This window comes from Arthrobacter sp. NPDC097144 (genome assembly GCF_044762205.1).
Taxonomy (GTDB): Bacteria; Actinomycetota; Actinomycetes; order Actinomycetales; family Micrococcaceae; genus Arthrobacter_B.
Genome location: NZ_JBIWDW010000002.1, coordinates 565,101 through 587,764 on the forward strand (window position 1 = coordinate 565,101; position 22,664 = coordinate 587,764).

Consider the following 22,664-nt stretch of genomic DNA (forward strand, 5'->3'; position numbering starts at 1 on the left):
GTAGGCTGGACCGCTTGGAGCGAACCGGCTTCCCCGCCGGCCCGCTTCGGGGCTCCCCGCCCCGCAACGGCCCACATCTCTAAGGACGCGACAGTTATTTCTTCCGTATCTACCTCTCCGCTTTCACGCTGCCTGGCAGTCGGCGCCCTGTCGCTGGGACTGATCCTCACGGGCTGCTCGGAACCGTCAAGTCCTCAGGAATCGGACGCACCCAACGTTCCGTCCGTCAGTCTGGTGGAGGCCGGTGGTGTCACCGATGTTTTTGACGGGGGAGCGGGCCCAGCGTCGCTGGCTGCCAGCAGTGCCTTCTTCGCGTCCAGCCCCGCCGCGGTGGTGCTGGCGGCACCGGACGGGATCTCAGCCGCTGCCGGCCAGGCCGCAGCGGCAGCCGCAGGACTGGGCATCCCGCTGCTTGTGCTCGACTCCGGCACGGAGCAGCGCGTCTCGGACGAGCTGGACCGGCTGGGTGCACAATCCGTGGTGGTTTACGGTGCGCCTGCGGGAGATTGGTCGGCATCAGTGGGGGAGCGGGCGCAGGTGGCAGGCCCAGCCGACGCCGACGGTTTCCAGTCTGTGCTGAATTTGGCCACCTCGCCCGCCGCAGCCGGCCCCCTGATCGCACAGATCGCCGCCATGGAACGCGGCACCACGCTGTCAGTTCCGGTTCCGGACATCACCGCGGCGAACACGGAAGCCGCGGCAGCAGGCGAGGCAGCCTCGGACGCGAAAACGTCACAGGCGGACACACCGTCCGGCGCGGACCGGCTCCCTGAATTTCAGGCGGACGAGGATCGGACCGACGCCGTCCTGCTGGCGACCGAGGATCCGGCGTCGGCCGCTGTGGTTGCTACGGCACGGGCCGCCGGCGCCGAAGTGAAGATGGTGGAGACCGCGGATCCCCGGGCTGAGTCAGACGTGATCCGGATTCTGCGCAGTCATCGCGCAGGCGGGATTTATGCCGCCGGAAACGCTTTTGGCGGGGATGGGAACTTCCAGGCACAGGCAGGGGTTGCCCTGAACGCTCCGGAGCTGCCCGGCGGCGGGCAGACGGTCTTCCCGGGCCGTCGCATGGTGGCACTGTACGGGCATCCCAGCGGGGGAAGCCTCGGCGTCCTCGGCGAACAGGGCATGGCCGAGTCCATCCAGCTGGCCAAGGAAACAGCGGAGCAGTATCAGCCCTACAGCACGGAACCGGTGGTTCCTGCCTTGGAGATCATCACCACTGTTGCCAGTGCGGGCCCCGGTGCCGACGGTGACTATTCCGAGGAAACAGCCCCGGAGGACCTGATCCCCTGGATTGAGGCTGCCCGGGAAGCCGGCGTCTATGTGGTGCTGGACCTGCAGCCGGGGCTGAGCACGTTCCTGGACCAGGCGGTCCGCTATGAGCAGCTGCTGAAGTACCCGCACGTGGGGCTGGCCCTGGACTCGGAGTGGCGGCTCGCACCGGGACAGCGCCACCTGGAACAAATCGGTTCGGTGGACGCTGCGGAGGTCAACGAGGTGTCAGAGTGGCTTGCCGGCCTGACGCGGGACAGCGTCCTGCCGCAGAAGGTCTTCATGCTGCACCAGTTCAATCTGTCCATGATCCGCAACCGGGACCAGCTCAACGTCAGCCACAGTGAGCTGGCCGTAAGCCTGCATGCGGACGGGCACGGAACGCCGGGGCAGAAGCAGGAAACGTGGAGCGTTATGCGCAACGGACTGCAGCCGGAAATCTGGCCCGGATGGAAAAACTTCTATGACGAAGACACTCCCATGCTGACTCCGGAGCAAACCTTCACGCAGGTCGATCCCAAGCCCTGGTTTATCTCCTACCAGTAACGTCAGGGGGGGGAGGCGGTGCACCGCCTCCCCGGGGCTTGAAGCTAGTAGCCCTGGGCGTCCAGCAGTGCGTCCTCTTCGTCCTCCTGGGTGCTGCCGCGCTGCTTGCGCGGGCGGCGGGGACGGCTCGGGCCAGGATAGGCGGAGATCATTTCGTCCTCGTCGTCTTCCCAGTCGTCCTCGTCGCCGTAGCGAAGGTTCAGCGCCTCCTGACGTGCGGCGTAACCCAAACCCACAAACAGCATGAGGCCAAAGGCGAACCACTGCATGGCGTAGGACAGGTGGGGTCCTTCGTCCACTGACGGCTTGGGAGCCGCTTCCGGGACCACCGCGGGGCGGGGGTCCTCGCTGGCCATGAGGCCGTAGGCGGCCTGCTCCAGCTCGTACCCCACCTCATCCTGGTACTGGGCCAGGTCGATGGAGGCCAGCTGGCCCTCCGGGGCTCCGCGCCGCACTTCGGGTTCAGCAGGCTTGATCCGCGCGACGACATTAACCTCGCCGGCCGGTGCTGCGGGAACGCCATCGGGCTTGCCGGCCTCGTCATTGCCGATCGGCAGCCAGCCCCGGTTGATCACCACGGCGGTTCCATCGGAGAGTTTCAGCGGCACCACAACCTCGTATCCGGCACGCCCGCTGAGGGGCCGGTTGCGGACAATGCGCTGGTTATCAGTGTCGTAGACGCCCGTCATCGAAACCGGCAGCCATTCCTTCCCGGGATCGTAATCCTCGAAAAGGCCGGCCGCTTCCTCGAAGGGCACCGGTGCGGCGTCGTAATTGCTAACAACATTGCCAATGTCGTCGCGGACCGCATTCCTGCGGTCCATCTGCCACATGCCCAGGGAACAACAGACCACGGAGAGCAGGCAGACCAGGGCAAACCAGCCCAGCCAGCGGCCGGAAAGGAGGAACCGGTACATCTAGGCAGTCCCGCTTTCGGTATCCGCAGCGGCCGGAGGACCTGCGAGGGGGAGCGTCTGCTTCCAGAGGTCCCGGGTTTCCAGGTAATCCTGCAGCCAGGTGCGGTGCTCATCACACGCAAGCCAGATTTTGCGGCGCTCCGGGGTGTGGATACGCGGGTTGTTCCACAGCAGCTGCCAGGAAGCGGGCAGCCGGCAGCCCTTGCGGGAGCATACGGCCGGTTCGCCGGAATGCGGGCCGGCCGGTTCCGCGCCGGGCCGGGGAGCGCCGGTGGTCCGGGCCAGTTGGTCAAGAAGATTCATGCGTGAGGTGGTGCCTTATCGTCGTGGCCGTCGTCGGCGGGATCGTCATCAATGATCTCACCGTGCAGCAGTGCAGTTTCCGGGGACTCGCGGCTTCCGCCCGGCTCCGGCGGCCGGGGCGCCTCGATGGCGGGGGCCGGAAGGGAGTCGATCATGGATTCCGAGGCCGTCATGTTCCGGGTATCGGAACCGGCGTTGGCAATGATCACGGCGAAGTACGGAAGGACGACGGCGCCGGCAATCACCACCCAGAGCAGCCATCCGTGCACAACGAACAGCAGGCCGAGGCAGACAATGCGGATGCCCATGGACACCGAATACTTAATCATGCGTGCGCGCATCTCATCGGTGTGCGCCGTGCGGGCGTCGGTGATCCGGGGGATCGGGACACCGCGGCTGGATTCCTTGTTCATCACTCTCCCAAACAGAGTCTCCATTGTCGCACCGGAAGCTGTGATGGTGAAGTCGGATTGTGCCCGGCTAGGATCGAATCCGTTCACCCCCACTCCCAGCGAAGGAAAATTTGTGCAGAACAACCTCCAGCCGTCCACCGGCCGCAGCGTCCTGGTTACCGGCGGAAACCGTGGAATCGGCCTGGCCATCGCCCAGGCGTTCGTCGCAAACGGCGACAAGGTCGCCATCACCTACCGCAGCGGGGAGGTGCCTGAGGGCATGCTCGGTGTGAAGGCCGACGTCACCGACATGGCTTCCGTGGATGCCGCGTTTACCGAGGTGGAAGCTGAGCACGGGCCGGTGGAGGTGCTGGTGGCCAACGCCGGGATTACCCGCGACACCCTGCTGCTGCGGATGAGCGAGGATGACTTCACCGACGTCGTTGACACCAATCTCACCGGAGCTTTCCGGGTCATCAAGCGGGCTTCCAAGGGCATGATCAAGCTGCGCCGCGGACGGGTTGTCCTGATCTCTTCCGTAGTGGGCCTGTACGGCTCTCCCGGCCAGATCAACTACGCAGCATCCAAGTCCGGGCTCATCGGAATTGCCCGGTCGCTGACCCGCGAACTGGGATCCCGGAACATCACCGCAAATGTGGTGGCGCCGGGATTCATCAATACGGACATGACCAAGGAACTGCCCGAAGACACGCAGAAGAGCTATCTCTCCTCCATTCCGGCCAACCGCTTTGCCGAGCCTGAAGAAGTTGCCGCGGTGGTGCGCTGGATCTCCGGACCCGAGGCTGCCTACATCTCCGGCGCGGTCATCCCCGTTGACGGCGGACTGGGCATGGGCCACTAGCCGCAGCCCTCCCGCCGTGCCGCACGGGCATTCCCCGCGCCAAGATCCCCGGGGGAATCGTTGGAGGTTTCCACCACCTCATGCGACGCCCGGGGCTGGCAGGATGGGGGAAGTTGCATAGAAGTTTGGACCTTTTCCACAAACACCCTCACAAAGGAGCACCCATGGGCCTGCTGGACGGCAAAGCCGCCATTGTTACCGGATCATCGCGCGGCATCGGCGCCGAAGTGGCCAAGTACCTGGCCGCCGAAGGAGCCGGCGTGGTGGTCAACTACCGGCAGAAGGCGCCGCGCGCCAACAAGGTGGTCACCGGCATTGAGAACGACGGCGGCCGGGCCGTCGCCGTGGGTGCGGACCTGACCTCTCCGGAGGGTCCCGCAGCACTGGTTTCCGCCGCAGTGGAGAACTTCGGCGGCCTGGACGTACTGGTCCTCAACGCCTCCGGCGGCATGGAGACCGGCGTCGAGGAGGACTACGCGCTGAAGCTGAACCGCGATGCGCAGGTCAACATGCTCACTGCGGCCCTGGAAGTGATGCCGGCGGGATCCCGTGTGGTTTTTGTCACGAGCCACCAGGCGCACTTCATCGCCAGCGTTCCCACCATGCCTGAATACGAGCCGGTGGCCCGCAGCAAGCGTGCCGGCGAAGATGCGCTCCGGGATCTGCTTCCGCAGCTCGAGGAAAAGGGCATCACCCTGGTGGTGGTCTCCGGCGACATGATCGAGGGAACTGTTACGGCCACGCTCCTGGACCGTGCCAACCCCGGTGCCATCGAGGCACGCCGCGTTGAAGCCGGAAAGCTGTACTCGGTGCAGGAATTCGGCGCTGAGGTGGCCCGGATGGCAACGGCGGATGTCCCCTCCGGCCACACGGAATATGTGGGCGGAGCGGACTACCTGGGCGCTGCCGGCCAGCTGCCCGCCCAGAACTAGGGCCCGGGACCGGGGCCTACAGCTTCACAAAGTGCTGCACCACGTCCAAGCGCGGCAGGTTCAGCACAGCATCCGCGGCGGCCTGCACTGCCGGTTTGGCGTTGAACGCCACGCCCAGTGCGGCCGCCGCCAGCATGTCCAGATCATTGGCGCCGTCGCCCACGGCAATGGTGTGCTGCTCGGCGATGCCGAGCCCGGCGGCCCACTCGCGCAGGGATTGGGCCTTGACGGCGCGGTCCACCACGGGGCCCTCCACCGTGCCGGTCAGCACGCCGTCCCTGATGCCCAGCAGGTTCGCCTTGGCATGGGTCAGCTGCAGCCGGGCAGCCAGGGGATCAAGGACCTGGCTGAATCCGCCTGACACCACGGCCACCGCGTGGCCGGCGGACAGGAATTCCTTCACCAGGGATTCGGCGCCGTCCGAGAGCTCGATGCGGCTGCCCACTTCCCCGATGACCGATTCCGGCAGCCCCGCCAGCGCCTTGACCCGCTGGTGCAGGCTTTGCGTGAAGTCGAGCTCGCCGCGCATGGCTGCCTCGGTGACTGCTGCCACCTCCGCTTCCCGTCCGGCGTGGGCGGCCAGCAGTTCAATGACTTCCTGCTTGATCAGGGTGGAGTCCACGTCCATCACCAGCAGTTTCCGCGCCGGTTCCAGGAGCGTTGCGGGAACGACGGCGGTGGCGGCTCCCTCCGCTGCGTCGCCCAGGGCAGCGGCGGCTTCGGTGACGGCCAGGCGCAGTGCCTGGATCCCGCCGTCGTACTCCACCATCAGCTTGGTGACGGTGTAGCCGTCTCCCTCGGCGTTCTCGAGTTCTGTGATTCGCCCGCCCGCGGCACCCACTGCCTGCTGAACGGCGGCGAGATAGGCGTCCGGAAGTTCCCGCCCGTAGCTGACCACTGCGCAGTCCGGCCTGCCGGAGGACAGCGACGAGGCAATGTCCTTGAATCGGGCATGATCTTGGGGGCGTTTCGAATCGGGCATTGCGTATCCGTTTCTGGAGGCGGAGCGGGCCGCGTTTAGCCATCGGCCCTTTCTTTAGCCTAATGTCTAGTGCTATGAGTGATGTTCTTGAATTTGCTGCCGTAAGTGTCGTTCGCGGCGGCAAGACCCTGTTGGACGCAGTTGACTGGCAGGTCAAGGAGGGGGAGCGCTGGGTCATCATGGGCCCCAACGGAGCCGGTAAGACCACTCTGCTGCAGATCGCGGGCGGCCGCATGCACCCCACCCGCGGCGTTGCCGGAATCCTCGAGGAAGTCCTCGGAACGGTAGACGTCTTTGAGCTTCGCCCGCGGATCGGCCTGGCCTCCGCAGCCCTGGCCAACCAGATCCCGGAACATGAAACCGTCCTGAACGTGGTGCTCACCGCCTCCTACGGCATGACGGGCCGGTGGCGGGAAAAGTACGAGAAGCTCGACGAGCGCCGCGCCTTCCGCCTGCTGCACGACTGGGGCATGTCCACTTTCATGAACCGCACGTTCTCCTCCCTGAGCGAGGGCGAACGCAAGCGCGTGCAGATTGCCCGTGCCCTGATGACGGACCCGGAGCTGCTGCTCCTGGACGAGCCGGCCGCAGGCCTGGACCTTGCCGGCCGCGAGGACCTGGTGGCCCGCCTGTCGGAGCTGGCCCGGGACGAAGAAGCCCCCGCCATGGTTCTGGTTACCCACCATCTTGAAGAGGTTCCTCCGGGCTTCACCCACGCCCTGCTGCTGCGCGAGGGCGGAGTGGTGGCTTCCGGCCCCGTGGCAGATGTCTTTACCGAAGAAAACCTCAGCACGGCTTTTGACCTGCCGCTGAGTGTGCAGCACAACGACGGCCGCTGGTCCGCCACCGCCCGCCGCTAACCGCCCGGCCCGGACCTTACGTTTCAAGTGGACCTCGTTCAGGACGTCATTGTCTTTGTTGCAGGCCTGTGGGCGGGGACGATCAATGCAGTGGTCGGGTCCGGAACACTTGTCACGTTTCCGGTGCTGGTTGCCCTGGGGTTCGCGCCGGTGGCAGCCACCATTTCCAACGCCATGGGACTTATCGCGGGTAACGTTGCCGGCTCCTGGGGCTACCGCCGGGAACTCGCGGGGCTGAAGTCCACTCTGCTGATGCTTCTGCCCGCTTCCGTGCTGGGCGGCGTCACAGGCGCTGCGCTCTTGCTGCACCTGCCGGAGAGCGTCTTCGGTGCCGTGGCGCCCTATCTGATTGTCGTGGCGCTGCTGTTTGTCATTTTCCAGCCAAAACTGCAGGCCTGGGTCCGGAGCCGTGCTGATGCCGCGGCGGCTGACGCCCCGGCGGCTGACGCGGCTGCGCACGTTACGGGGGCGCGCGTTGCGGGAGCACAGGCCACGGCCGTCGACCTTGCCGGTACCAAGCTGCCCCGGCGCCAGCGTGTGATTCTGGTCATCCTGATCTACCTCGCCGGTGTTTACGGCGGATACTTTGTGGCAGCACAGGGAATCCTGCTGGTGGGCATTCTGGGAGTGTTCCTGCGGGGCACCATCCACAACGCCAACGCCATGAAAAACATCCTGGTGCTGGGAGTTAATATTGTTGCCGCCGTTTCCTACCTCGTTTTCGCCTTCGACCGGATCATCTGGCCGGTGGTCGGGCTCATTGCGGCAGGTTCCCTGATCGGCGGATTCGTGGGAGCCGCCGTCGGCCGCCGGCTCCCGCCGGTGGTCCTGCGCACCGTCATTGTGCTGCTGGGACTGGTGGCACTGTGGAATATGGTGTTCTAAGTGACCCTTTACTCGCTTGAGTCTGCCGCGGATCCGCGCGTTGCCGACTACACCTCACTGACAGACACCGCCCTCCGCCGCCGCCGGGAGCCGATCGAAGGCATGTATATTGCCGAGTCTTCCAAGGTCCTTCGCCGGGCCCTTGATGCGGGGCACCGCCCACGCTCCTTTTTCCTGGCAGAAAAATGGATTGACGACCTCCAAGACGTGCTGGACCGGTATCCGGAAGTGCCCGCCTACGTAGGAACGGCCGCCATTTTGGAGGAAATCACCGGATTCCACCTGCACCGCGGGGCCCTGGCGGCCATGGAACGGCCCGCGCCCCTGGAACTGAACACCCTGCTGGCTTCCGCACGCCGGGTGGCAGTGCTCGAGGATATCGTGGACCACACCAACATCGGGGCTATCTTCCGCTCCGCTGCCGCTCTCGGGGTGGACGCGGTCCTCGTGAGCCCGCGCTGCGCCGATCCGTTGTATCGGCGTGCCATCAGGGTCAGCATGGGTACGGTTTTCCAGGTGCCCTGGGTGCGGCTGGAAGAATGGCCGCAGCAGCTGCAGACCCTCCGGGATGCTGGCTTCGTTACTGCCGCACTGGCGCTGGCCGAGGATTCGCTGACCCTGGACGAGCTCAGTGCCCGCGCGGACGAGCGGCTTGCCCTGGTCCTGGGCACCGAAGGGGACGGCCTTGCCGCGGGAACGCTCTCCGCCGTGGACCTGACGGTCCGGATCCCCATGAGCGGCGGAGTGGATTCCCTGAATGTTGCTGCCGCCAGCGCCGTCGCCTTCTGGGAGTGCCGTCCGCAGGCAAGCTGATCCCCGGGGGCCGGCAACCAGGAGGTTCGCTTACCCTCAGGCACCTTTAGTGCAAGACTTACCGCACTGATTACTCGCCGCACTTCCATCCGGGGTCCACATGAACACTGCTCCACGCCGGGCGCCCCAGCTCCGGTGTCCTCCTCGCGTTTCCGGCGCGCCCGCAGGGGCGCCCCGGTCCGGGACAATGACCGCCGGCGGACGCCGCGGGCCGCTCCGCCGGCTGCTGGCCACCGTGCTTTGCGTCGTCCCGCTCGGCCTGGCCCTGGCTGCCTGCGGGCCCACAGCGGAGCAGAGTGCCGCGCGGCAGATGGCTTCCGTGTCGCCGGCGCCGGCACCTTCTGTGCCGGTGCGCCGGACTTCCGCCCCTGCACTTCCGGCTCCCTTGCCGGCACCGACCCCCACGCCCACACCCGAGCCGCTGAAGGTTGGCGTCACCGGGAACCAGGAGGGCATGCCCCAGCCGGTCCAGGACGCCTGCCAGTTCCTGCTGCGCCGGGATACTGCGTCTTTTCCGGCAGCCGAAGCCGGGGATTGCCTGCGTGCGGCCATGATCGCCGGCAGCGGGGCAACACAAACGCTGACCACGGCGTCGAGCTGGATTCCGCCGGGAACCCATACGATGCAATTCACCACCGCTCCCGAGTTCTCCCTCCGCCTTGAGGACAGCGGCCTCGGGCTGAAGATTACGGCCGGAGCAGGCGGCGGCAGCGTGGACACGGGCGGCGGCAGGGTGAGCGCCAATACGTCCGGAACACCGGAAGAGGTGTATGCCGCAGTACTGTCCCGGGCCGCGGAGCTGACCGCCAATCCGGACCGCGTGGCGGAACTGCTGCAGGAATCAGACTCGCTGACCGTGGACTACGGCGCAGTCCTGGACGGGGCGGCCCGGACCAAGATCAGCGGCCACCGGCCGGCGGACGCCGAAGCGGGGGACATGATGCCCACCTCAGTCACCCTGTGGCTGGACGATTTCTACCGGCCGGTCCGGTTTGAGCTTTCCGCACAGACCCGCGGAATCACGTCCAGCATCACCGCTGACAACACCGGCTGGGGATCCTGACGCTTCCGCTGTCCCGGCTTTAACCTGCCGCCCGGTTTGCGGTATGCTGAATTGCTGATCCCCGCAGATGCGCTTCGCTGCGCAGAACGGGGACAATCCAAGCTTTCAACCACCAGTGCCTGGCAAAATCCAGGCACCAAAAGAAGGTAATACATTGAAGTCTGATATCCACCCGAAGTACGGCCCGGTTGTCTTCCGCGATCTCGCGTCCGACACCTCGTTCCTGACCAACTCCACGGCGACGTCCGCCAAGACGATTGAGTGGGAAGACGGCAACACCTACCCCCTCATCGAGGTGGAAATCTCCTCCGCGTCGCACCCGTTCTACACGGGCAAGCAGCGCATCATGGACTCCGCCGGCCGTGTCGAGCGCTTCAACGCCCGCTTCAAGGGCTTCGGTTCCAAGAAGTAATTCGTTTGTAACGAACATTGCAGGTTCTAGACTAAGAAGGCCCGCCCGGTATTTTCCGAGCGGGCCTTTTTATATGCGCAGAATGAAGTTGAAGGAGCAGCATGCAACAGGACGGTAGCCGCCTGCACGGAGAGTTCAAGGTGGTCGGCGGAAAACTTGTAGTGGTGGACCTGGACGTCCGCGACGGGAAACTGGCGGATGTCTCGCTCAGCGGCGACTTCTTCCTGGAGCCCGATGATGCCCTTGCTGACATCAACGCAGCTCTGGAAGGACTCCCGGCAGAGACGGCGGGAGCGGACATCGCCGCGGCCGTGCGGGCCAACCTGCCCTCCGATGCCGTTCTTTTCGGATTCTCGCCGGAGGCCATAGCCACCGCCGTCCGCCGGGCGCTGGCCAAGGCGACCGGCTGGAGGGATCACAAGTGGGAGATCATTGGCCCCACACCCCTCTCAACGGCCATGCACGTGGCTATGGATGAAGTGCTGGCTGAAGAAGTCGGTGCCGGCAAACGCAACCCCACCCTCCGGTTCTGGGAATGGGAAACACCGTCAGTGGTGATCGGCAGTTTCCAGTCGCTGCGCAACGAAGTGGACCCGCAGGGCGCGCAGAAGCACGGGGTGACGGTGGTCCGGCGCATCAGCGGCGGCGGAGCCATGTTCATGGAGCACGGCAACGCCATCACGTACTCGATCTATGTTCCGCAGTCCCTGGTGGACGGCCTGAGCTTCGCGGAGTCCTATCCCTTCCTTGACGCCTGGGTGATGGAATCGCTGGAAAAACTGGGCATTAAGGCCTGGTACCAGCCGCTCAACGACATCGCGACGGATCAGGGCAAAATCGGCGGAGCGGCCCAGAAGCGCTTCAGCAACGGCGGCATGCTGCACCACGTGACGATGTCCTATGACATTGACGCCGACAAGATGCTTGAAGTCCTGCGCATCGGCAAGGAGAAGCTTTCGGACAAGGGCACCACCAGCGCCAAGAAGCGGGTGGATCCGCTGCGCCGCCAGACCGGCCTTACGCGCGAAGAGATCATCCGGACCATGATGGAGACCTTTGCGGCGCGTTACGGTGCTGCGGAGACCGGACTTACGGATGAGGAACTGGCCCTGGCGGAGGCGAAGGTGGCGGACAAGTTCGGCACCGCTGAATGGCTGAACCGGGTTCCCTAGGGATCTGCGTCTTCCTGCCCTAGACTGCCGAGCATGGAAAAAAAGTCTCTGACCGCATTGGTGCGGTCCCAGCTGCAGATCGCCGGTGAAGCCTCCAGCGGCCGCAGCGCCCAGACGGTCTACGGCGGACACGAGCACGTTCTCCGGCAGACGGTGATAGCCCTGAATGCCGGATTCATTATGGATGAGCATGAGAATCCGGGCGAAGCCACCGTCTATGTCCTCAAGGGCCGGGTCCGGCTGGCAGCGGAGGAGCACACGTGGGAAGGTTCCGCGGGGGACCTGCTGATCGTGCCGCAGGCGCGGCACTCCGTGGAGGCCGTGGAAGATTCAGCGGTCCTGCTCACGGTAGCGAAACTGAACCACCCCTGAGGCTCATAGGTTAGGGGCCCGGCGGGTCAAAGGGCACGGGACCGGGAGTTCCCGGGGCATGATGCCCCGGGAACTCCCGGTCCCGTTTTCAGAACCTACCTGCCCGCAGCCTGCACCCGCAGGGAACGCAGCAGCTGGTCCTGCTGCTCCAGGATGATCCGGCGCAGGGCGGCGGGGGCCTGCGGATTGGCTTCGAGCCAGTCCATGCTGGCCACCAGGACCGGATGGTCCGCGGCAACCATGTGTTCGGGCAGGTCCTGTGCACCGGGGAAGAGGCCTGTCACCACCCGGCTGGCCTGTCCAATGCTTCGTGAGCTCCAGACCAGGGTCAGGGACGCAAAGTAGTCGGCCTGGAAGACGGACAGCAAGTCGGTGCTGCCGATCGTGAGGCCCTCAATGGTTGCGGAGAGCAGCTGGTTGGACAGCTCATCCGAGTGCACCGCGTCCTGCCAGGCAGCGGCCTTGACGGCCGGATCGGGGAACGCAGCCGTGGCCGTAGTGAAGCCCACCCGTCCCGAGGCCGTGGAGTCCTTCGCCAGTTCGGCCTCCAGCTCACTGCGGGTGGCGTTGCCCGTGGCGGCCAGCGCCTGCCAGAGCGACCAGCGCAGGTCGGAGTCCACGGTGAGGCCCGGAATGGTGGCGGTTCCCTGCAGCAGGCCGCGCAGCAGGTCCACATGGGACGTGCTGCGCCGGCCCAGAGCGGCGGCGTTCCGTGCCCAGATCAGCTGGCGGTCGCTGCCGGGGTCCGCCTGCTGAAGCTGGTCAACCACCAGTGAGTACAGGACTTCGCGCAGGTCGCCGCGGTCCTCCGCGGGGGTGTACCGCTCCACGGCAAAGCGGGAGTTATCCAGCAGGACCTGCAGTACGCCGGCACCTGTCTCGGTTGGGGCGGCGTGCACAATCAGCCGGATGTAGTCGCGGGCGCTGATCATTCCATCCCGGACCCCGTTCCACAGCGCTGAGAAGCACACCGCCCGGGCCAGCGGATCGGGGATCCGGGCCAGGTTCTGCATCAGCGCCTGCAGCGAATCAGAGTCGAAGCGGATCTTGGCATAGGTCAGGTCCTCGTCGTTGAGCAGCAGCACGGCAGGGCGCTTCGTGCCGGTGAGCTCCGGGACCGCGGTGCGGGGACCGACGACGTCGATTTCCACGCTGCCGGTGCGGACCATCGCACCCGCGGCGTCCGGGTTGTACAGTCCGATCCGCAGCCGGTGCGGACGCGGAACCTGTTCCCCGCTGACGGGGTCAGGGGCGTTCTGGACGATCGTGACCGAGGTGATGATGCCGTCGTCGTCCGTTTCCACCTCGGTGGTCAGCGTCGGAACGCCTGCTGTCTGCAGCCACAGCCGTGACCAGGCGCCCAGGTCCCGGCCCGAGGCCTCGCTGAGGGCGCTGAGCAGGTCCGCAAGGGTGGTGTTGCCGTAGGCATGGTCGCGGAAGTAACCCCGCGCCGCATCAATGAAGGCATCAAAGCCTACGTACGCCACCAGCTGCTTGAGCACGGAGGCGCCCTTGGCGTAGGTGATGCCGTCGAAATTCTGCTTGGCCGCTTCCAAATCGGTAATGTCCGCCACGATCGGATGCGTGGTGGGCAGCTGGTCCTGGGTGTAGGCCCAGGCCTTGCGCCGGTTGGCGAAGCTGACCCAGGAATGAGTGAAAGCGGTGGCCTGATCCACGGCCAGGGCGCCCATGTAATCCGCGAAGGACTCCTTCAGCCACAGGTCATCCCACCATTTCATGGTCACCAGGTCGCCGAACCACATGTGCGCCATCTCGTGCAGGATGGTGTTGGCCCGCGCCTCGTACTGCGCCTCGGTGGCCTTGGAACGGAACACGTACGCCTCGGTGAAGGTCACCAGGCCGGGGTTCTCCATGGCACCGAGGTTGTATTCGGGCACAAAGGCCTGATCGTACTTGCCGAACGGGTAGGGGTAGGCAAACAGCTCGTGAAAGTAGTCCAGTCCCTGTTTGGTGATCCCGAAGATGTTCTCCGGGTCAAAATGCTCCGCGAGCGAGGAGCGGCAGTAGGCGCCCAGGGGAATGTCCAGGACGGTGCCGTCCGGCAGGGTGGTGGACCAGGCGTCCTCGGCCTTGAAATACGGTCCGGCCAGCACCGTGGTGATGTAGGTGGAGATGCGCTGTGTGGGGGCGAAGTCCCAGCGGCTGACGCCGCCGTCGAGCGCTGTCCGGTTGGTTTCCGCGCCGTTGGAGGCAACTTCCCAGTCCGAGGGTGCGGTGACATGGAAGGTGAAGGCGGCCTTGAGGTCCGGCTGCTCAAAGTTGGCGAATACCCGCCGGGCATCGGCCGGTTCGTACTGCGTGTAGAGGTAGGTGCGGGAATCCGCCGGATCAGTGAACCGGTGCATGCCCTCGCCGCTGCGGCTGTACAGGGCCGTCCCGTCCACCGTGACCACGTTGACGTAGTCCAGGCCCGTCAGGTGGATGCGGGAGCCATCGACGGCGGTTTCCAGGGGCAGGGTGCGCCCGTTCAGGACCACCTTGGCCACGCCGCCGTGGATGAAGTCCAGGAAGGTCTCCGCTCCGGCTTCAGTGCAGGTGAAGGCAATGGTGCTGCGGGAGCGGAAACCGGCGGCCGAGGGATCCTCGGCGCTGCTTAGGTCAAGATCAACATCATAGGCATCAACGGATATGAGGGCGGAGCGGGCGGCGGCTTCATCACGGCGCAGATTCTGGTTCGACACATGTTCATTGAATCACTTTCGCCGGGGACACGGGCTACGGGGCGAGCAGCAGGGCCAGGCCGAGCCCCAGGGCTCCGATCAGGAACCAGGACACCAGGGCCGCTGAAAGCGCCCGGACCCCCGAAGCAAAAAGGGCGCGGAAGCGCACTGCAGCACCCAGGGCAAACAGGGCCGCAGCAAACAGGATCTCCTGCACCAGGGCTGCCGCCTCCAGTACGCCTGCCGGCAGAACCCCGGTGGTCCGCACCAGGATCAGGGCCAGGAAGCCGGCCACAAACAGGGGGACCAGGGGCGGACGCTTACCCGTCGCCCCGTTGCCGCCGGCCGCCGCGGCCTGGCGGCGTCCCATCACTCCTGCTGCCGCGGTCATGGGTGCCAGCAGGACCACGCGCGCCAGCTTGACGACGACGGCGGCCGCGAGCGCTGCCGTGCCGGCGGTCTGGGCTGTAGCCACCACCTGTCCAACGTCGTGCACCGAGGCTCCGGCCCATATGCCGAAGGTTTCCCCGGGAAGGCTCAGCAGGGAGCCCAGCAGCGGGAGTACGCCTATGGCCAATGTGCCGCACAGCGTTACCAGCGCTATGGGCACCACTGTGTCTTCCTGCCGCACCCGGCGGGCAGCCGCCATCGCTCCGATGGCCGACACTCCGCAGATGGAGAACCCCGAGGCAATCAGCAGCGGTTCCTCTCCGGGCAGGCGAAAGGCCCGGCAGACGGCATAGGTGCCGGCGAAGGCGGCTCCCACCAGCGCCACGATCAACAGCAGGGCTCCCCACCCCAGCCCGGCAATATCCACCAGTGACACCTTCAATCCCAGCAGGACAATGCCCAGGCGCATCAGTTTCCGGGCAGCCAGGGACAGTCCCGGCTTCAGCGGCCCTGATACTGCTGAGGAGATCCCCGGCAGGTTGGCCGCCAGGAGCCCCAGGATGACAGCCGCGGTCAGTACCGGCAGCCCGGGGAGGACCAGATGCAGCAGGTAGGCAGGGATGACCGCCGCAGCGGCAACCAGCAGCCCGGGAGTTGACGTGCTGCGTGCGGGAGAGGAGGTGGTGTTCACCTTCCCACCCTGCCGCAGAAGAGGATGCCAGCCAAACACCGCCGCAGGAGCCGCGTACCGCAGCCGGGGGATTTCAGCGCATGTGGCTTTTGTTACAGTGAAGAACACCCCCTAGTCTTTAGAGGCACCACATGGCTGACCAGCTGCAGATCCCGGAGCACCCCTGGACCCGTTCCACGGGACAGGCCGCAGCACAAATGGATGTCTCGCCGGCAGCGGGGCTCAGCACGGATCAGGCCCGGCAGCGTCTGGCACAGTACGGACCCAACGAACTTGCCGCCGGCCGGAAGGTTCCGGGCTGGCAGAAGATTGTCCGGCTCCTGTCGGACCGGCTGATCCTGGTGCTGATTGCGGCAGCCGTGATCAGCGCCGTCGTATCCCGCGAATGGGAAACCCCGCTGGTTATCCTGGTGGTGATCGCGCTGAACACCACCCTGAACTATGTCCAGGAGCAGCGGGCGGAGAACAGCTTGGAGGCCCTGCGCAGCAGCGCGGTGTCCGTTGCGACCGTACGGCGCAACGGCGTTTCCGTGGATGTTCCCCGCACCGAGGTGGTGCCGGGGGACGTGGTCCTCCTGGAAGCCGGGGACACGGTCCCCGCTGACGGTCGGCTCTTGGAAGCAGTCCGGCTGCAGGTGGCCGAAGCCGCCCTCACCGGAGAGTCCCAGCCGGTGAACAAGACAACGGCCGCACTGGCCGACCCGGAACTGCCGGTGGCGGACCGGACCAACATGCTGTACATGGACACCGACGTCAGCCGGGGGAGGGCCGTCCTGCTGGTCACCGGTACCGGCATGGACACCCAGATCGGCCGGATCGCCCATCTGCTCGGCTCCACCGCGGAGGAAAAGACCACGCTGCAGCGCAGCATCGACCAGCTGGCCCGGCTGCTCACCTACGTGGCGCTGATTGTCGTGGCCGTGGTGTTTGTTCTGGGCCTGCTGCGCGGTGACAGCTGGGAGGACCTGTTCCTGACCGCCGTTTCCCTGGCGGTGGCCACCATACCGGAGGGGCTGACCGCCGTCGTCGCGTTCACCCTGGCAATGGGAGCCTCCCGGCTGGCCGCGCGCGGTGCCATCATCAAACAGCTGTCCGCGGTGGAAACGCTGGGCAGTACCTCGCAGATCTGCACCGACAAAACCGGCACGCTGACCCTGAACGAAATGACCGTCCGGCGTCTCTATACCGCGTCTGGACGGGTCTTTCGGGTCTCGGGCTCCGGCTACTCCACGGAGGGCGCGGTACTTAGTGCGGACGGGCGTCCGGCGCCGGCACTGTCGGTGGCCTTCCTGGGCTTCGCACTGTGCAACGATGCCTCGGTGCGCGACGGCGTACTCACCGGCGATCCCACCGAGGGGGCGCTGGTGGTCCTCGCGGAGAAGGGCGGCATCGACGCCGAAGGTGCCCGCGCGTCCCATCCGCGCATCGCTGAGGTGCCTTTTGATTCGGACTACAAGTTCATGGCCACATTCAACCGGCGCCCTGCCGACAAGGAATCGGGGCAGGGCCCGGGGCCCGGGAATGAAGTGTTCTGCTATGCCAAGGGTGCGCCCGGCGTACTCCTGGAGCGGTCACAATTCATCGCCACCGCCGAGGGCCGGCGGCCGCTGACTTCCCAGGACCGCCGGCGCATCAGTGACGAAGTCACCGCGTTCGCGGAGCGCGGGCTGCGCACCATGGCCGTGGCAGGCCGCCCGGCGCAAGAACCGCTGCCCGCAGACCCGGACGAGCTGCGGGACAGCGTGGCGGGCCTGACCATCTACGCCGTGGTGGGCATCATGGATCCTCCCCGCAGCGAGGCGGCAGAGGCCATTGCCCGCGCCCGCGAAGCGGGGATCAGCGTGCACATGATCACCGGGGACCATCTCATCACCGCCTCAGCCATCGCGCGGGATCTGGGAATCACCGGGGAAGCCGTGTCCGGCGCAGCTCTGGAGAACCTGGATGACGAAGAGCTGCAGCGGCGGGCCCCCGGCTACGGGGTGCTGGCCCGGGTCTCGCCCGAACACAAGATCCGGATGGTGCGTGCATTGCAGGCCGACGGCGCGGTGGTCGCCATGACCGGGGACGGGGTCAATGATGCCCCGGCGCTGAAACGCGCGGACATCGGCATTGCCATGGGCATCACCGGCACCGACGTCTCCAAGGGTGCGGCAAAGATGATCCTGACGGACGACAACTTCGCCACCATCGTTACCGCGGTCCAGGAGGGCCGGGGGATCTACGCCAACATCATCAAATTTGTCCGGTTCCAGCTCACCACCGCGTGGGGCTTCGTCCTGATTTTCCTGGCGGCTGCGGCCTTTTCGCTGGCCGGGGGAGCGCCCTTCACTGCCCTGCAAATCCTGTGGGTCAACATCATCATGGACGGGCCGCCCGCCCTGGCCCTGGGTGTGGATCCGGCCGATCCGGACCTGATGAAACAGCGTCCGCGGCCGTCCCGCGAACCTCTGCTGACCGGCCGGCGGATCATGCAGATCCTGACCATGGGAGTGGTGATGGCTGCAGGAACGTGCACCGTCCTGTACCTGGCACCGCAGATGTATCCCGAAAACGCCGGGGATCCGCTGTTCGCCACCACGCTGGCCTTCACCACCTTCGTGTTCTACCAGGCGTTCAACCTGCTCAACGTCCGCTCGGCGAACGGCAGTGTCTTCGCCTGGCAAACCTTCACCAACCGGGCCATCTGGGTGTCGCTGGCCGCCGTCGTCGTCCTGCAGGTCCTGGTGGTGCAGCTGGGGGCGCTGCAGGGGCTCTTTGACACCACGGACCTCACCTCGGGACAGTGGTTCCTGGCCCTGGGCGTGGGTTCAACGGTGCTGTGGGTGTCGGAGATCCGCAAGGCGGTCTCCCGTTTCCGCGAACGGGAGACCCTTCCGGCTTAGCGCCGGCTCACCAGGGTGAGGGCTTGTAGTCCTTCAGGAAGACCCCGTACTGGTCCTCTCCGGCTTCGCCCATGACAATCGGGTCATACACGCGGGCAGCACCGTCCACCAGGTCCAGGGGAGCGTGGAAGCCCTCTTCTGCCAGGCGCACCTTGGTGGGGTGCGGACGTTCGTCGGTGATCCAGCCGGTGTCCACGGCAGTCATCAGGATCCCGTCCGTTTCCAGCATTTCCCCGGCGCTGGTGCGGGTGAGCATGTTCAGCGAGGCCTTGGCCATGTTGGTGTGCGGATGGCCCGGTCCCTTGTACCGGCGGCTGAACTGGCCTTCCATGGCGGAGACGTTCACGATGTACTTCCGGCGGGCCGAAGAGGCCGCCATGGCCGGACGCAGCCGGTTGACCAGCAGGAACGGCGCGGTCACGTTGCACAGCTGCACTTCGAGCATTTCCAGGGGCTCCACCTGGTCCACCACCTGGGTCCAGCTGTTGATCGGAGCGGTGTCCGGCACCAGCCCGCCGGCGTCGATGGCGGTACCCGCGTTCAGCTTCTCCAGTGAGGAGGAGCCGGCGGTCAGCGCGAGGGAGGTGACCGCGTCGCCGGCCAGCACCGGGTGCTCGGCGATCGAGCTGGCCAGCGCCGTCGGGTGGGCGTCGTAGGTGTGGCCGAAGGTGACCAGCTCCGGCATGGCGGCGGACGCCGGCAGTGCCTCGAGTTCGGCGTCCACCAGCGGCTGGTAGGCGTTGGAGGTCCGGCGCACGGTTTGGGCGGCGTTGTTGATCAGGATGTCCAGGGGCCCGGCGGCGGCCACTGATTCAGTCAGGGAAATTACCTGGGCCGGGTCGCGCAGGTCGATGCCCACAATCTTCAGCCGGTGCAGCCAGTCCGCGGAGTCCTCCATGGCGGCAAAGCGCCGGGCCGCGTCCTTGGGGAACCGTGTGGTGATGGTGGTGTGCGCGCCGTCGCGCAGCAGCCGCAGGGCAATGTACATGCCAATCTTGGCGCGGCCGCCGGTCAGCAGCGCGCGTTTGCCCGTGAGGTCGGTCCGGGCATCGCGCTTGGCGTGGCTGAAGGCCGCGCACTCCGGGCAGAGCTGGTGGTAGAAGGCGTCCACCACGGTGTACGGCTGCTTGCAGATGTAGCAGTTGCGCGGCTTGAGCAGCGTGCCGGCCGAGGGGCCGTGGGCCGAGGTCCGCAGCTGCGCGCCGCGGGTTTCGTCGTCGATCCGGTCGGAGGCGCCGGTGGCCGTCAGGGCCACGACTGCGCGGTCCGCCTCGGCGACGGCACTGCGCTTCTCATTCTTCTTGTGCTTCTTCACGGACTTGAACATCTTGGCGGTGGCCCGCCGGACGGCAACGTAGTCCGGATCTTCCTCGTCCAGGACGTGGATGGAGGACAGGACCCGCAGGCAGGCGGCAAGGTCTTCGGGGCTCAGGTCGGGGGTGCTCATGAAAATCGTTTCTGCTGTGAATCGGCGCCGGCAGTGGACACGGCGAAGGCAATTTTGGTGCCATCCGACCTTACAACGAAACACCGCGGCGCCCCGTATTGGGGGCGCCGCGGCGGTCGAAGATCACAGGCTGCCGTGAACGGCGGCCTGCACAGGAGTCTGTGCCTAAGCGGGCGCAGCTTCCGGTTCCGGCAGGGTGACTTTCTGGCCCTTGCTCAGTACGGTCAGCCCCGAGGGCGTCACGGTGAAGCCCCGTGCCAGGTCGAGGTCACGGTCCACGCCAATGGTGGCTCCCGGCGGAATCTGGACGTTCTTGTCGATGATCGCCCGGCGGACCACTGCGCCCGCACCTACATGGATGCCGTCCATCAGCACGGAATCGGTAACCTCCGCGCCGGCGTCCACATACACATCCGGTGCCACGACGGACCGGGTCACGGTGCCGCCGGAGATCACGACGCCGTTGGAAACGATCGAGTCGAATGCCGTACCGGCCTGGTCCGCAGCACTGCGGACGAACTTTGCCGGCGGGGAAATGCTCTGGCGCGTGTAGATGGGCCACTGCAGGTTGTACAGGTTGAACGCCGGCAGCGGGGAAATCAGGTCCATTGTGGCGTCGTAGTACGAGTCGAGAGTACCGACGTCGCGCCAGTACTGGTGGTCGCTGCCGGTGGCTCCCGGAATGACATTGTGGGAAAAGTCATAGACCGCGGCATCGTTGCGCTCAACAAAGTACGGAATGATGTCTCCGCCCATGTCGTGCTTGGTAATAAGCCGTTCAGCATCCACATTCAATGCTTCCACCAGCGCATCGGTGTTGAAAACGTAATTACCCATGGAGGCCAGGAACATGTTCGGATCATCCGGGAGCCCCGCCGTAGTGGCGGGTTTTTCGATGAATGCACCAATTCGTCCGGGGTTTTCCGGATCCGTTTCGATGACACCGAATTGATCGGCCAGGTGCAGCGGCTGACGGACCGCGGCAACACTGACCGAGGCTCCGGACGCGATGTGCGCCTCCACCATCTGGGAGAAGTCCATCCGGTAGACGTGGTCTGCTCCGATCACCACCACAATGTCCGGCCGGGCATCGTCAATGAGGTTCATGGACTGGTAGATCGCATTTGCGCTGCCCAAGAACCAGCTCTTGCCCATGCGCTGCTGGGCCGGCACTGATGCCACGTAGTTCTGCAGCTGGGTGGACATCCGCCACGTTTCGGAGATGTGGCGGTCCAGGCTGTGGGATTTGTACTGAGTCAAAACCACGATCTGCAGGTATCCCGAGTTCACCAGATTGGATAGGGCGAAGTCGATCAGACGGTAACGTCCCGCGAACGGGACGGCGGGCTTTGCGCGGTCCGCTGTCAGGGGCATCAGGCGTTTGCCTTCCCCGCCTGCCAGGACAACGGCCAGGACCTTCTTTGGCGCCATTTTGTACTTCCCATGCTTGTAGCTTCATGTGTCACTGGTGTTCTTTCGACATATTCGACGAAGCTGTCAAGCCCGTTAAATAAGTCTGCTGTTCTTCAGACTAGATCACTGCGGCGCCGGTGCACTACGTTGGTTTAGTGCGAGTAGATATTGTGTCCAAGGAATTCCCGCCCGAAATCTATGGCGGAGCAGGTGTCCATGTTGCCGAGCTGAGCCGTGTGCTTGCCGAATACGTGGACCTTCAGGTCCACTGCTTTGGTGCTCCCCGGGAGGCTGATTACCACGGTGCCTCGGTGAAGGCCTACAGCGTTCCCGCGGAGCTTGATGCCGCCAACCCGGCGGTGCAGACGCTGGGAACCGATCTGGAAATCCTGCAGGGCCTGGAGGGGGCGGACCTGGTCCATTCCCACACCTGGTACGCCAATATGGCCGGCCATCTGGGCTCGCTGCTGTACGGAATCCCCCATGTCCTCAGCGCCCACAGCCTGGAGCCCCTGAGGCCCTGGAAGGCGGAGCAGCTGGGCGGCGGGTACGCGCTGTCCTCCTGGGTTGAGAAAACGGCCTACGACGACGCCGCCGCCATCATTGCGGTCTCCGAAGGCATGCGCCAGGACATCCTGCGCAGCTATCCCGAAGTGGACCCGGCCAAGGTGCGGGTGGTGCACAACGGCATCGATGTTGAGCTGTGGCAGCCGGACACGGACCCGGAAGGGATCGCGGCGCTGGGCATCGACCCCGCCCGCCCCAGTGTGGTGTTCGTGGGCCGCAACACGCGCCAGAAGGGCCTGCCGTACCTGTTGCGCGCAGCGGCGCTGCTGCCGCCCGAAGTGCAGCTCGTACTGTGCCTGGGTGCTGCTGACACGCCCGAGCTGGCAGCGGAAACAGCTGTCCTGATTCAGGACCTCCGGGAAAAGCGAAGCGGCATCGTCGTCATCGAGCGGATGCTCCCGCGTGCCGAGCTCATCAAGGTACTCAGCTCCGCCACGGTGTTTGCCTGCCCGTCCATTTACGAACCGCTCGGCATCGTCAACCTGGAGGCCATGGCCTGCGGAACCGCCGTCGTGGCCTCCGCAACAGGCGGCATACCGGAAGTAGTGGACCCCGGAGTCACCGGACTGCTGGTGCCGATCGACCAGGTCACCGACGGAACCGGTACCCCGCTGGACCCTGAGACCTTTGTCCGTGACTTCGCTGCTGCCCTGACCGAAGTGGTCACGGACCCGGAGCGGGCCCACCGGATGGGCGAGGAAGGCCGGCGCCGCGCCACCGAGCATTTCTCCTGGGCATCCATTGCCCAGGCAACCCTTGAGGTCTACCGTTCGGTGCTGCCTGCTGCCAGCTAGCGGCCCTCAG

At 65.7% G+C, this 22,664-nt stretch carries 19 protein-coding genes and 1 pseudogene; 12 read left to right on the forward strand and 8 right to left on the reverse strand.

Going from position 1 to position 22,664, the window contains the following annotated elements:
• Positions 1 to 234 precede the first annotated feature (234 nt).
• Entirely contained in the window at positions 235 to 1,821 is a 1,587-nt protein-coding gene (locus ACIQXM_RS06240; RefSeq protein ID WP_400929128.1) for a hypothetical protein, read from the forward strand.
• Positions 1,822 to 1,865: 44 nt separating this feature from the next.
• Here ACIQXM_RS06240 and ACIQXM_RS06245 read toward each other — a convergent pair whose 3' ends face one another.
• The 3 genes from ACIQXM_RS06245 to ACIQXM_RS06255 are packed head-to-tail and all read right to left on the reverse strand — an operon-like array spanning position 1,866 to position 3,454.
• The gene (locus ACIQXM_RS06245) at positions 1,866 to 2,738 is read right to left on the reverse strand and encodes an SURF1 family protein (protein ID WP_400929131.1); all 873 of its coding nucleotides are present in this window, start codon (positions 2,736 to 2,738) and stop codon (positions 1,866 to 1,868) included.
• Positions 2,739 to 3,041 (reverse strand): hypothetical protein, encoded by a 303-nt coding sequence (locus ACIQXM_RS06250; protein WP_400929134.1) that lies wholly within the window; start codon positions 3,039 to 3,041, stop codon positions 2,739 to 2,741.
• Positions 3,038 to 3,454: a DUF3099 domain-containing protein gene (locus ACIQXM_RS06255; RefSeq protein WP_400929137.1), complete on the reverse strand. Its 417-nt coding sequence runs from the start codon at positions 3,452 to 3,454 to the stop codon at positions 3,038 to 3,040. The genes ACIQXM_RS06250 and ACIQXM_RS06255 overlap by 4 nt, the downstream gene beginning before the upstream one ends.
• Before the next feature lie 112 nt (positions 3,455 to 3,566).
• Between ACIQXM_RS06255 and ACIQXM_RS06260 the strand changes: the two genes are divergently transcribed.
• Both ACIQXM_RS06260 and ACIQXM_RS06265 read left to right on the forward strand, forming a co-directional pair.
• A complete protein-coding gene (locus ACIQXM_RS06260; protein ID WP_400929140.1) occupies positions 3,567 to 4,295 on the forward strand; it encodes a beta-ketoacyl-ACP reductase in 729 nt (242 codons plus the stop codon).
• A 164-nt stretch (positions 4,296 to 4,459) separates the two neighbouring features.
• The gene (locus tag ACIQXM_RS06265) at positions 4,460 to 5,227 is read left to right on the forward strand and encodes an SDR family oxidoreductase (RefSeq protein ID WP_400929143.1); all 768 of its coding nucleotides are present in this window, start codon (positions 4,460 to 4,462) and stop codon (positions 5,225 to 5,227) included.
• 16 nt (positions 5,228 to 5,243) lie between these two features.
• Here ACIQXM_RS06265 and serB read toward each other — a convergent pair whose 3' ends face one another.
• Entirely contained in the window at positions 5,244 to 6,209 is a 966-nt protein-coding gene (gene serB / locus ACIQXM_RS06270) for a phosphoserine phosphatase SerB (protein WP_400929145.1), read from the reverse strand.
• Positions 6,210 to 6,283: 74 nt separating this feature from the next.
• On the opposite strand from serB, the gene ACIQXM_RS06275 reads away from it, so the two are divergent.
• The 7 genes from ACIQXM_RS06275 (at position 6,284) to ACIQXM_RS06305 (ending at position 11,786) form a co-directional block, all read left to right on the forward strand.
• Positions 6,284 to 7,069 carry an ABC transporter ATP-binding protein gene (locus ACIQXM_RS06275; protein WP_400929148.1) on the forward strand — a complete coding sequence of 262 codons (786 nt, stop codon included), beginning with the start codon at positions 6,284 to 6,286 and terminating at the stop codon, positions 7,067 to 7,069.
• A gap of 27 nt (positions 7,070 to 7,096) precedes the next feature.
• Positions 7,097 to 7,954, forward strand: a complete 858-nt coding sequence (locus ACIQXM_RS06280) for a sulfite exporter TauE/SafE family protein (RefSeq protein ID WP_400929151.1) — start codon at positions 7,097 to 7,099, stop codon at positions 7,952 to 7,954.
• The gene (locus tag ACIQXM_RS06285; protein ID WP_400929154.1) at positions 7,955 to 8,767 is read left to right on the forward strand and encodes a TrmH family RNA methyltransferase; all 813 of its coding nucleotides are present in this window, start codon (positions 7,955 to 7,957) and stop codon (positions 8,765 to 8,767) included.
• Positions 8,768 to 8,954: 187 nt separating this feature from the next.
• The gene (locus tag ACIQXM_RS06290) at positions 8,955 to 9,830 is read left to right on the forward strand and encodes a hypothetical protein (protein WP_400929157.1); all 876 of its coding nucleotides are present in this window, start codon (positions 8,955 to 8,957) and stop codon (positions 9,828 to 9,830) included.
• 154 nt (positions 9,831 to 9,984) lie between these two features.
• A complete protein-coding gene (locus ACIQXM_RS06295; protein ID WP_400929160.1) occupies positions 9,985 to 10,242 on the forward strand; it encodes a type B 50S ribosomal protein L31 in 258 nt (85 codons plus the stop codon).
• Positions 10,243 to 10,343: 101 nt separating this feature from the next.
• Positions 10,344 to 11,414: a lipoyl protein ligase domain-containing protein gene (locus ACIQXM_RS06300; protein ID WP_400929163.1), complete on the forward strand. Its 1,071-nt coding sequence runs from the start codon at positions 10,344 to 10,346 to the stop codon at positions 11,412 to 11,414.
• 33 nt (positions 11,415 to 11,447) lie between these two features.
• Positions 11,448 to 11,786, forward strand: a complete 339-nt coding sequence (locus ACIQXM_RS06305) for a cupin domain-containing protein (protein ID WP_400929165.1) — start codon at positions 11,448 to 11,450, stop codon at positions 11,784 to 11,786.
• A gap of 95 nt (positions 11,787 to 11,881) precedes the next feature.
• Here ACIQXM_RS06305 and pepN read toward each other — a convergent pair whose 3' ends face one another.
• Together pepN and ACIQXM_RS06315 are read right to left on the reverse strand one after the other, a co-directional pair.
• Entirely contained in the window at positions 11,882 to 14,488 is a 2,607-nt protein-coding gene (gene pepN / locus ACIQXM_RS06310; protein WP_400929168.1) for an aminopeptidase N, read from the reverse strand.
• Positions 14,489 to 14,522: 34 nt separating this feature from the next.
• Positions 14,523 to 15,548 (reverse strand): YeiH family protein, encoded by a 1,026-nt coding sequence (locus ACIQXM_RS06315; RefSeq protein ID WP_400929170.1) that lies wholly within the window; start codon positions 15,546 to 15,548, stop codon positions 14,523 to 14,525.
• A 131-nt stretch (positions 15,549 to 15,679) separates the two neighbouring features.
• Between ACIQXM_RS06315 and ACIQXM_RS06320 the strand changes: the two genes are divergently transcribed.
• Positions 15,680 to 18,433, forward strand: a complete 2,754-nt coding sequence (locus ACIQXM_RS06320; protein WP_400929173.1) for a cation-translocating P-type ATPase — start codon at positions 15,680 to 15,682, stop codon at positions 18,431 to 18,433.
• A 7-nt stretch (positions 18,434 to 18,440) separates the two neighbouring features.
• On the opposite strand, the gene ACIQXM_RS06325 is transcribed toward ACIQXM_RS06320, so the two are convergent.
• Positions 18,441 to 19,880 (reverse strand): SDR family NAD(P)-dependent oxidoreductase, encoded by a 1,440-nt coding sequence (locus ACIQXM_RS06325; RefSeq protein ID WP_400929176.1) that lies wholly within the window; start codon positions 19,878 to 19,880, stop codon positions 18,441 to 18,443.
• A gap of 174 nt (positions 19,881 to 20,054) precedes the next feature.
• Positions 20,055 to 21,311: pseudogene (gene glgC / locus ACIQXM_RS06330) on the reverse strand (glucose-1-phosphate adenylyltransferase); the annotation flags it as partial.
• Positions 21,312 to 21,448: 137 nt separating this feature from the next.
• Between glgC and glgA the strand changes: the two are divergent.
• Positions 21,449 to 22,654: a glycogen synthase gene (gene glgA, locus ACIQXM_RS06335; protein ID WP_400929179.1), complete on the forward strand. Its 1,206-nt coding sequence runs from the start codon at positions 21,449 to 21,451 to the stop codon at positions 22,652 to 22,654.
• Positions 22,655 to 22,664: the final 10 nt, after the last annotated feature.

Excerpts from the sequence above, each read along its gene's own strand:
- ACIQXM_RS06265 (WP_400929143.1), top strand. The coding sequence starts at position 4,460 with ATGGGCCTGCTGGACGGCAAAGCCGCCATTGTTACCGGATCATCGCGC.
- ACIQXM_RS06320 (WP_400929173.1), top strand. The coding sequence starts at position 15,680 with ATGGCTGACCAGCTGCAGATCCCGGAGCACCCCTGGACCCGTTCCACG.
- ACIQXM_RS06305 (WP_400929165.1), top strand. The coding sequence starts at position 11,448 with ATGGAAAAAAAGTCTCTGACCGCATTGGTGCGGTCCCAGCTGCAGATC.
- ACIQXM_RS06250 (WP_400929134.1), bottom strand. The coding sequence starts at position 3,041 with ATGAATCTTCTTGACCAACTGGCCCGGACCACCGGCGCTCCCCGGCCC.
- serB (WP_400929145.1), bottom strand. The coding sequence starts at position 6,209 with ATGCCCGATTCGAAACGCCCCCAAGATCATGCCCGATTCAAGGACATT.
- ACIQXM_RS06290 (WP_400929157.1), top strand. The coding sequence starts at position 8,955 with ATGACCGCCGGCGGACGCCGCGGGCCGCTCCGCCGGCTGCTGGCCACC.
- ACIQXM_RS06255 (WP_400929137.1), bottom strand. The coding sequence starts at position 3,454 with ATGAACAAGGAATCCAGCCGCGGTGTCCCGATCCCCCGGATCACCGAC.
- ACIQXM_RS06325 (WP_400929176.1), bottom strand. The coding sequence starts at position 19,880 with ATGAGCACCCCCGACCTGAGCCCCGAAGACCTTGCCGCCTGCCTGCGG.
- ACIQXM_RS06300 (WP_400929163.1), top strand. The coding sequence starts at position 10,344 with ATGCAACAGGACGGTAGCCGCCTGCACGGAGAGTTCAAGGTGGTCGGC.
- ACIQXM_RS06275 (WP_400929148.1), top strand. The coding sequence starts at position 6,284 with ATGAGTGATGTTCTTGAATTTGCTGCCGTAAGTGTCGTTCGCGGCGGC.
- ACIQXM_RS06245 (WP_400929131.1), bottom strand. The coding sequence starts at position 2,738 with ATGTACCGGTTCCTCCTTTCCGGCCGCTGGCTGGGCTGGTTTGCCCTG.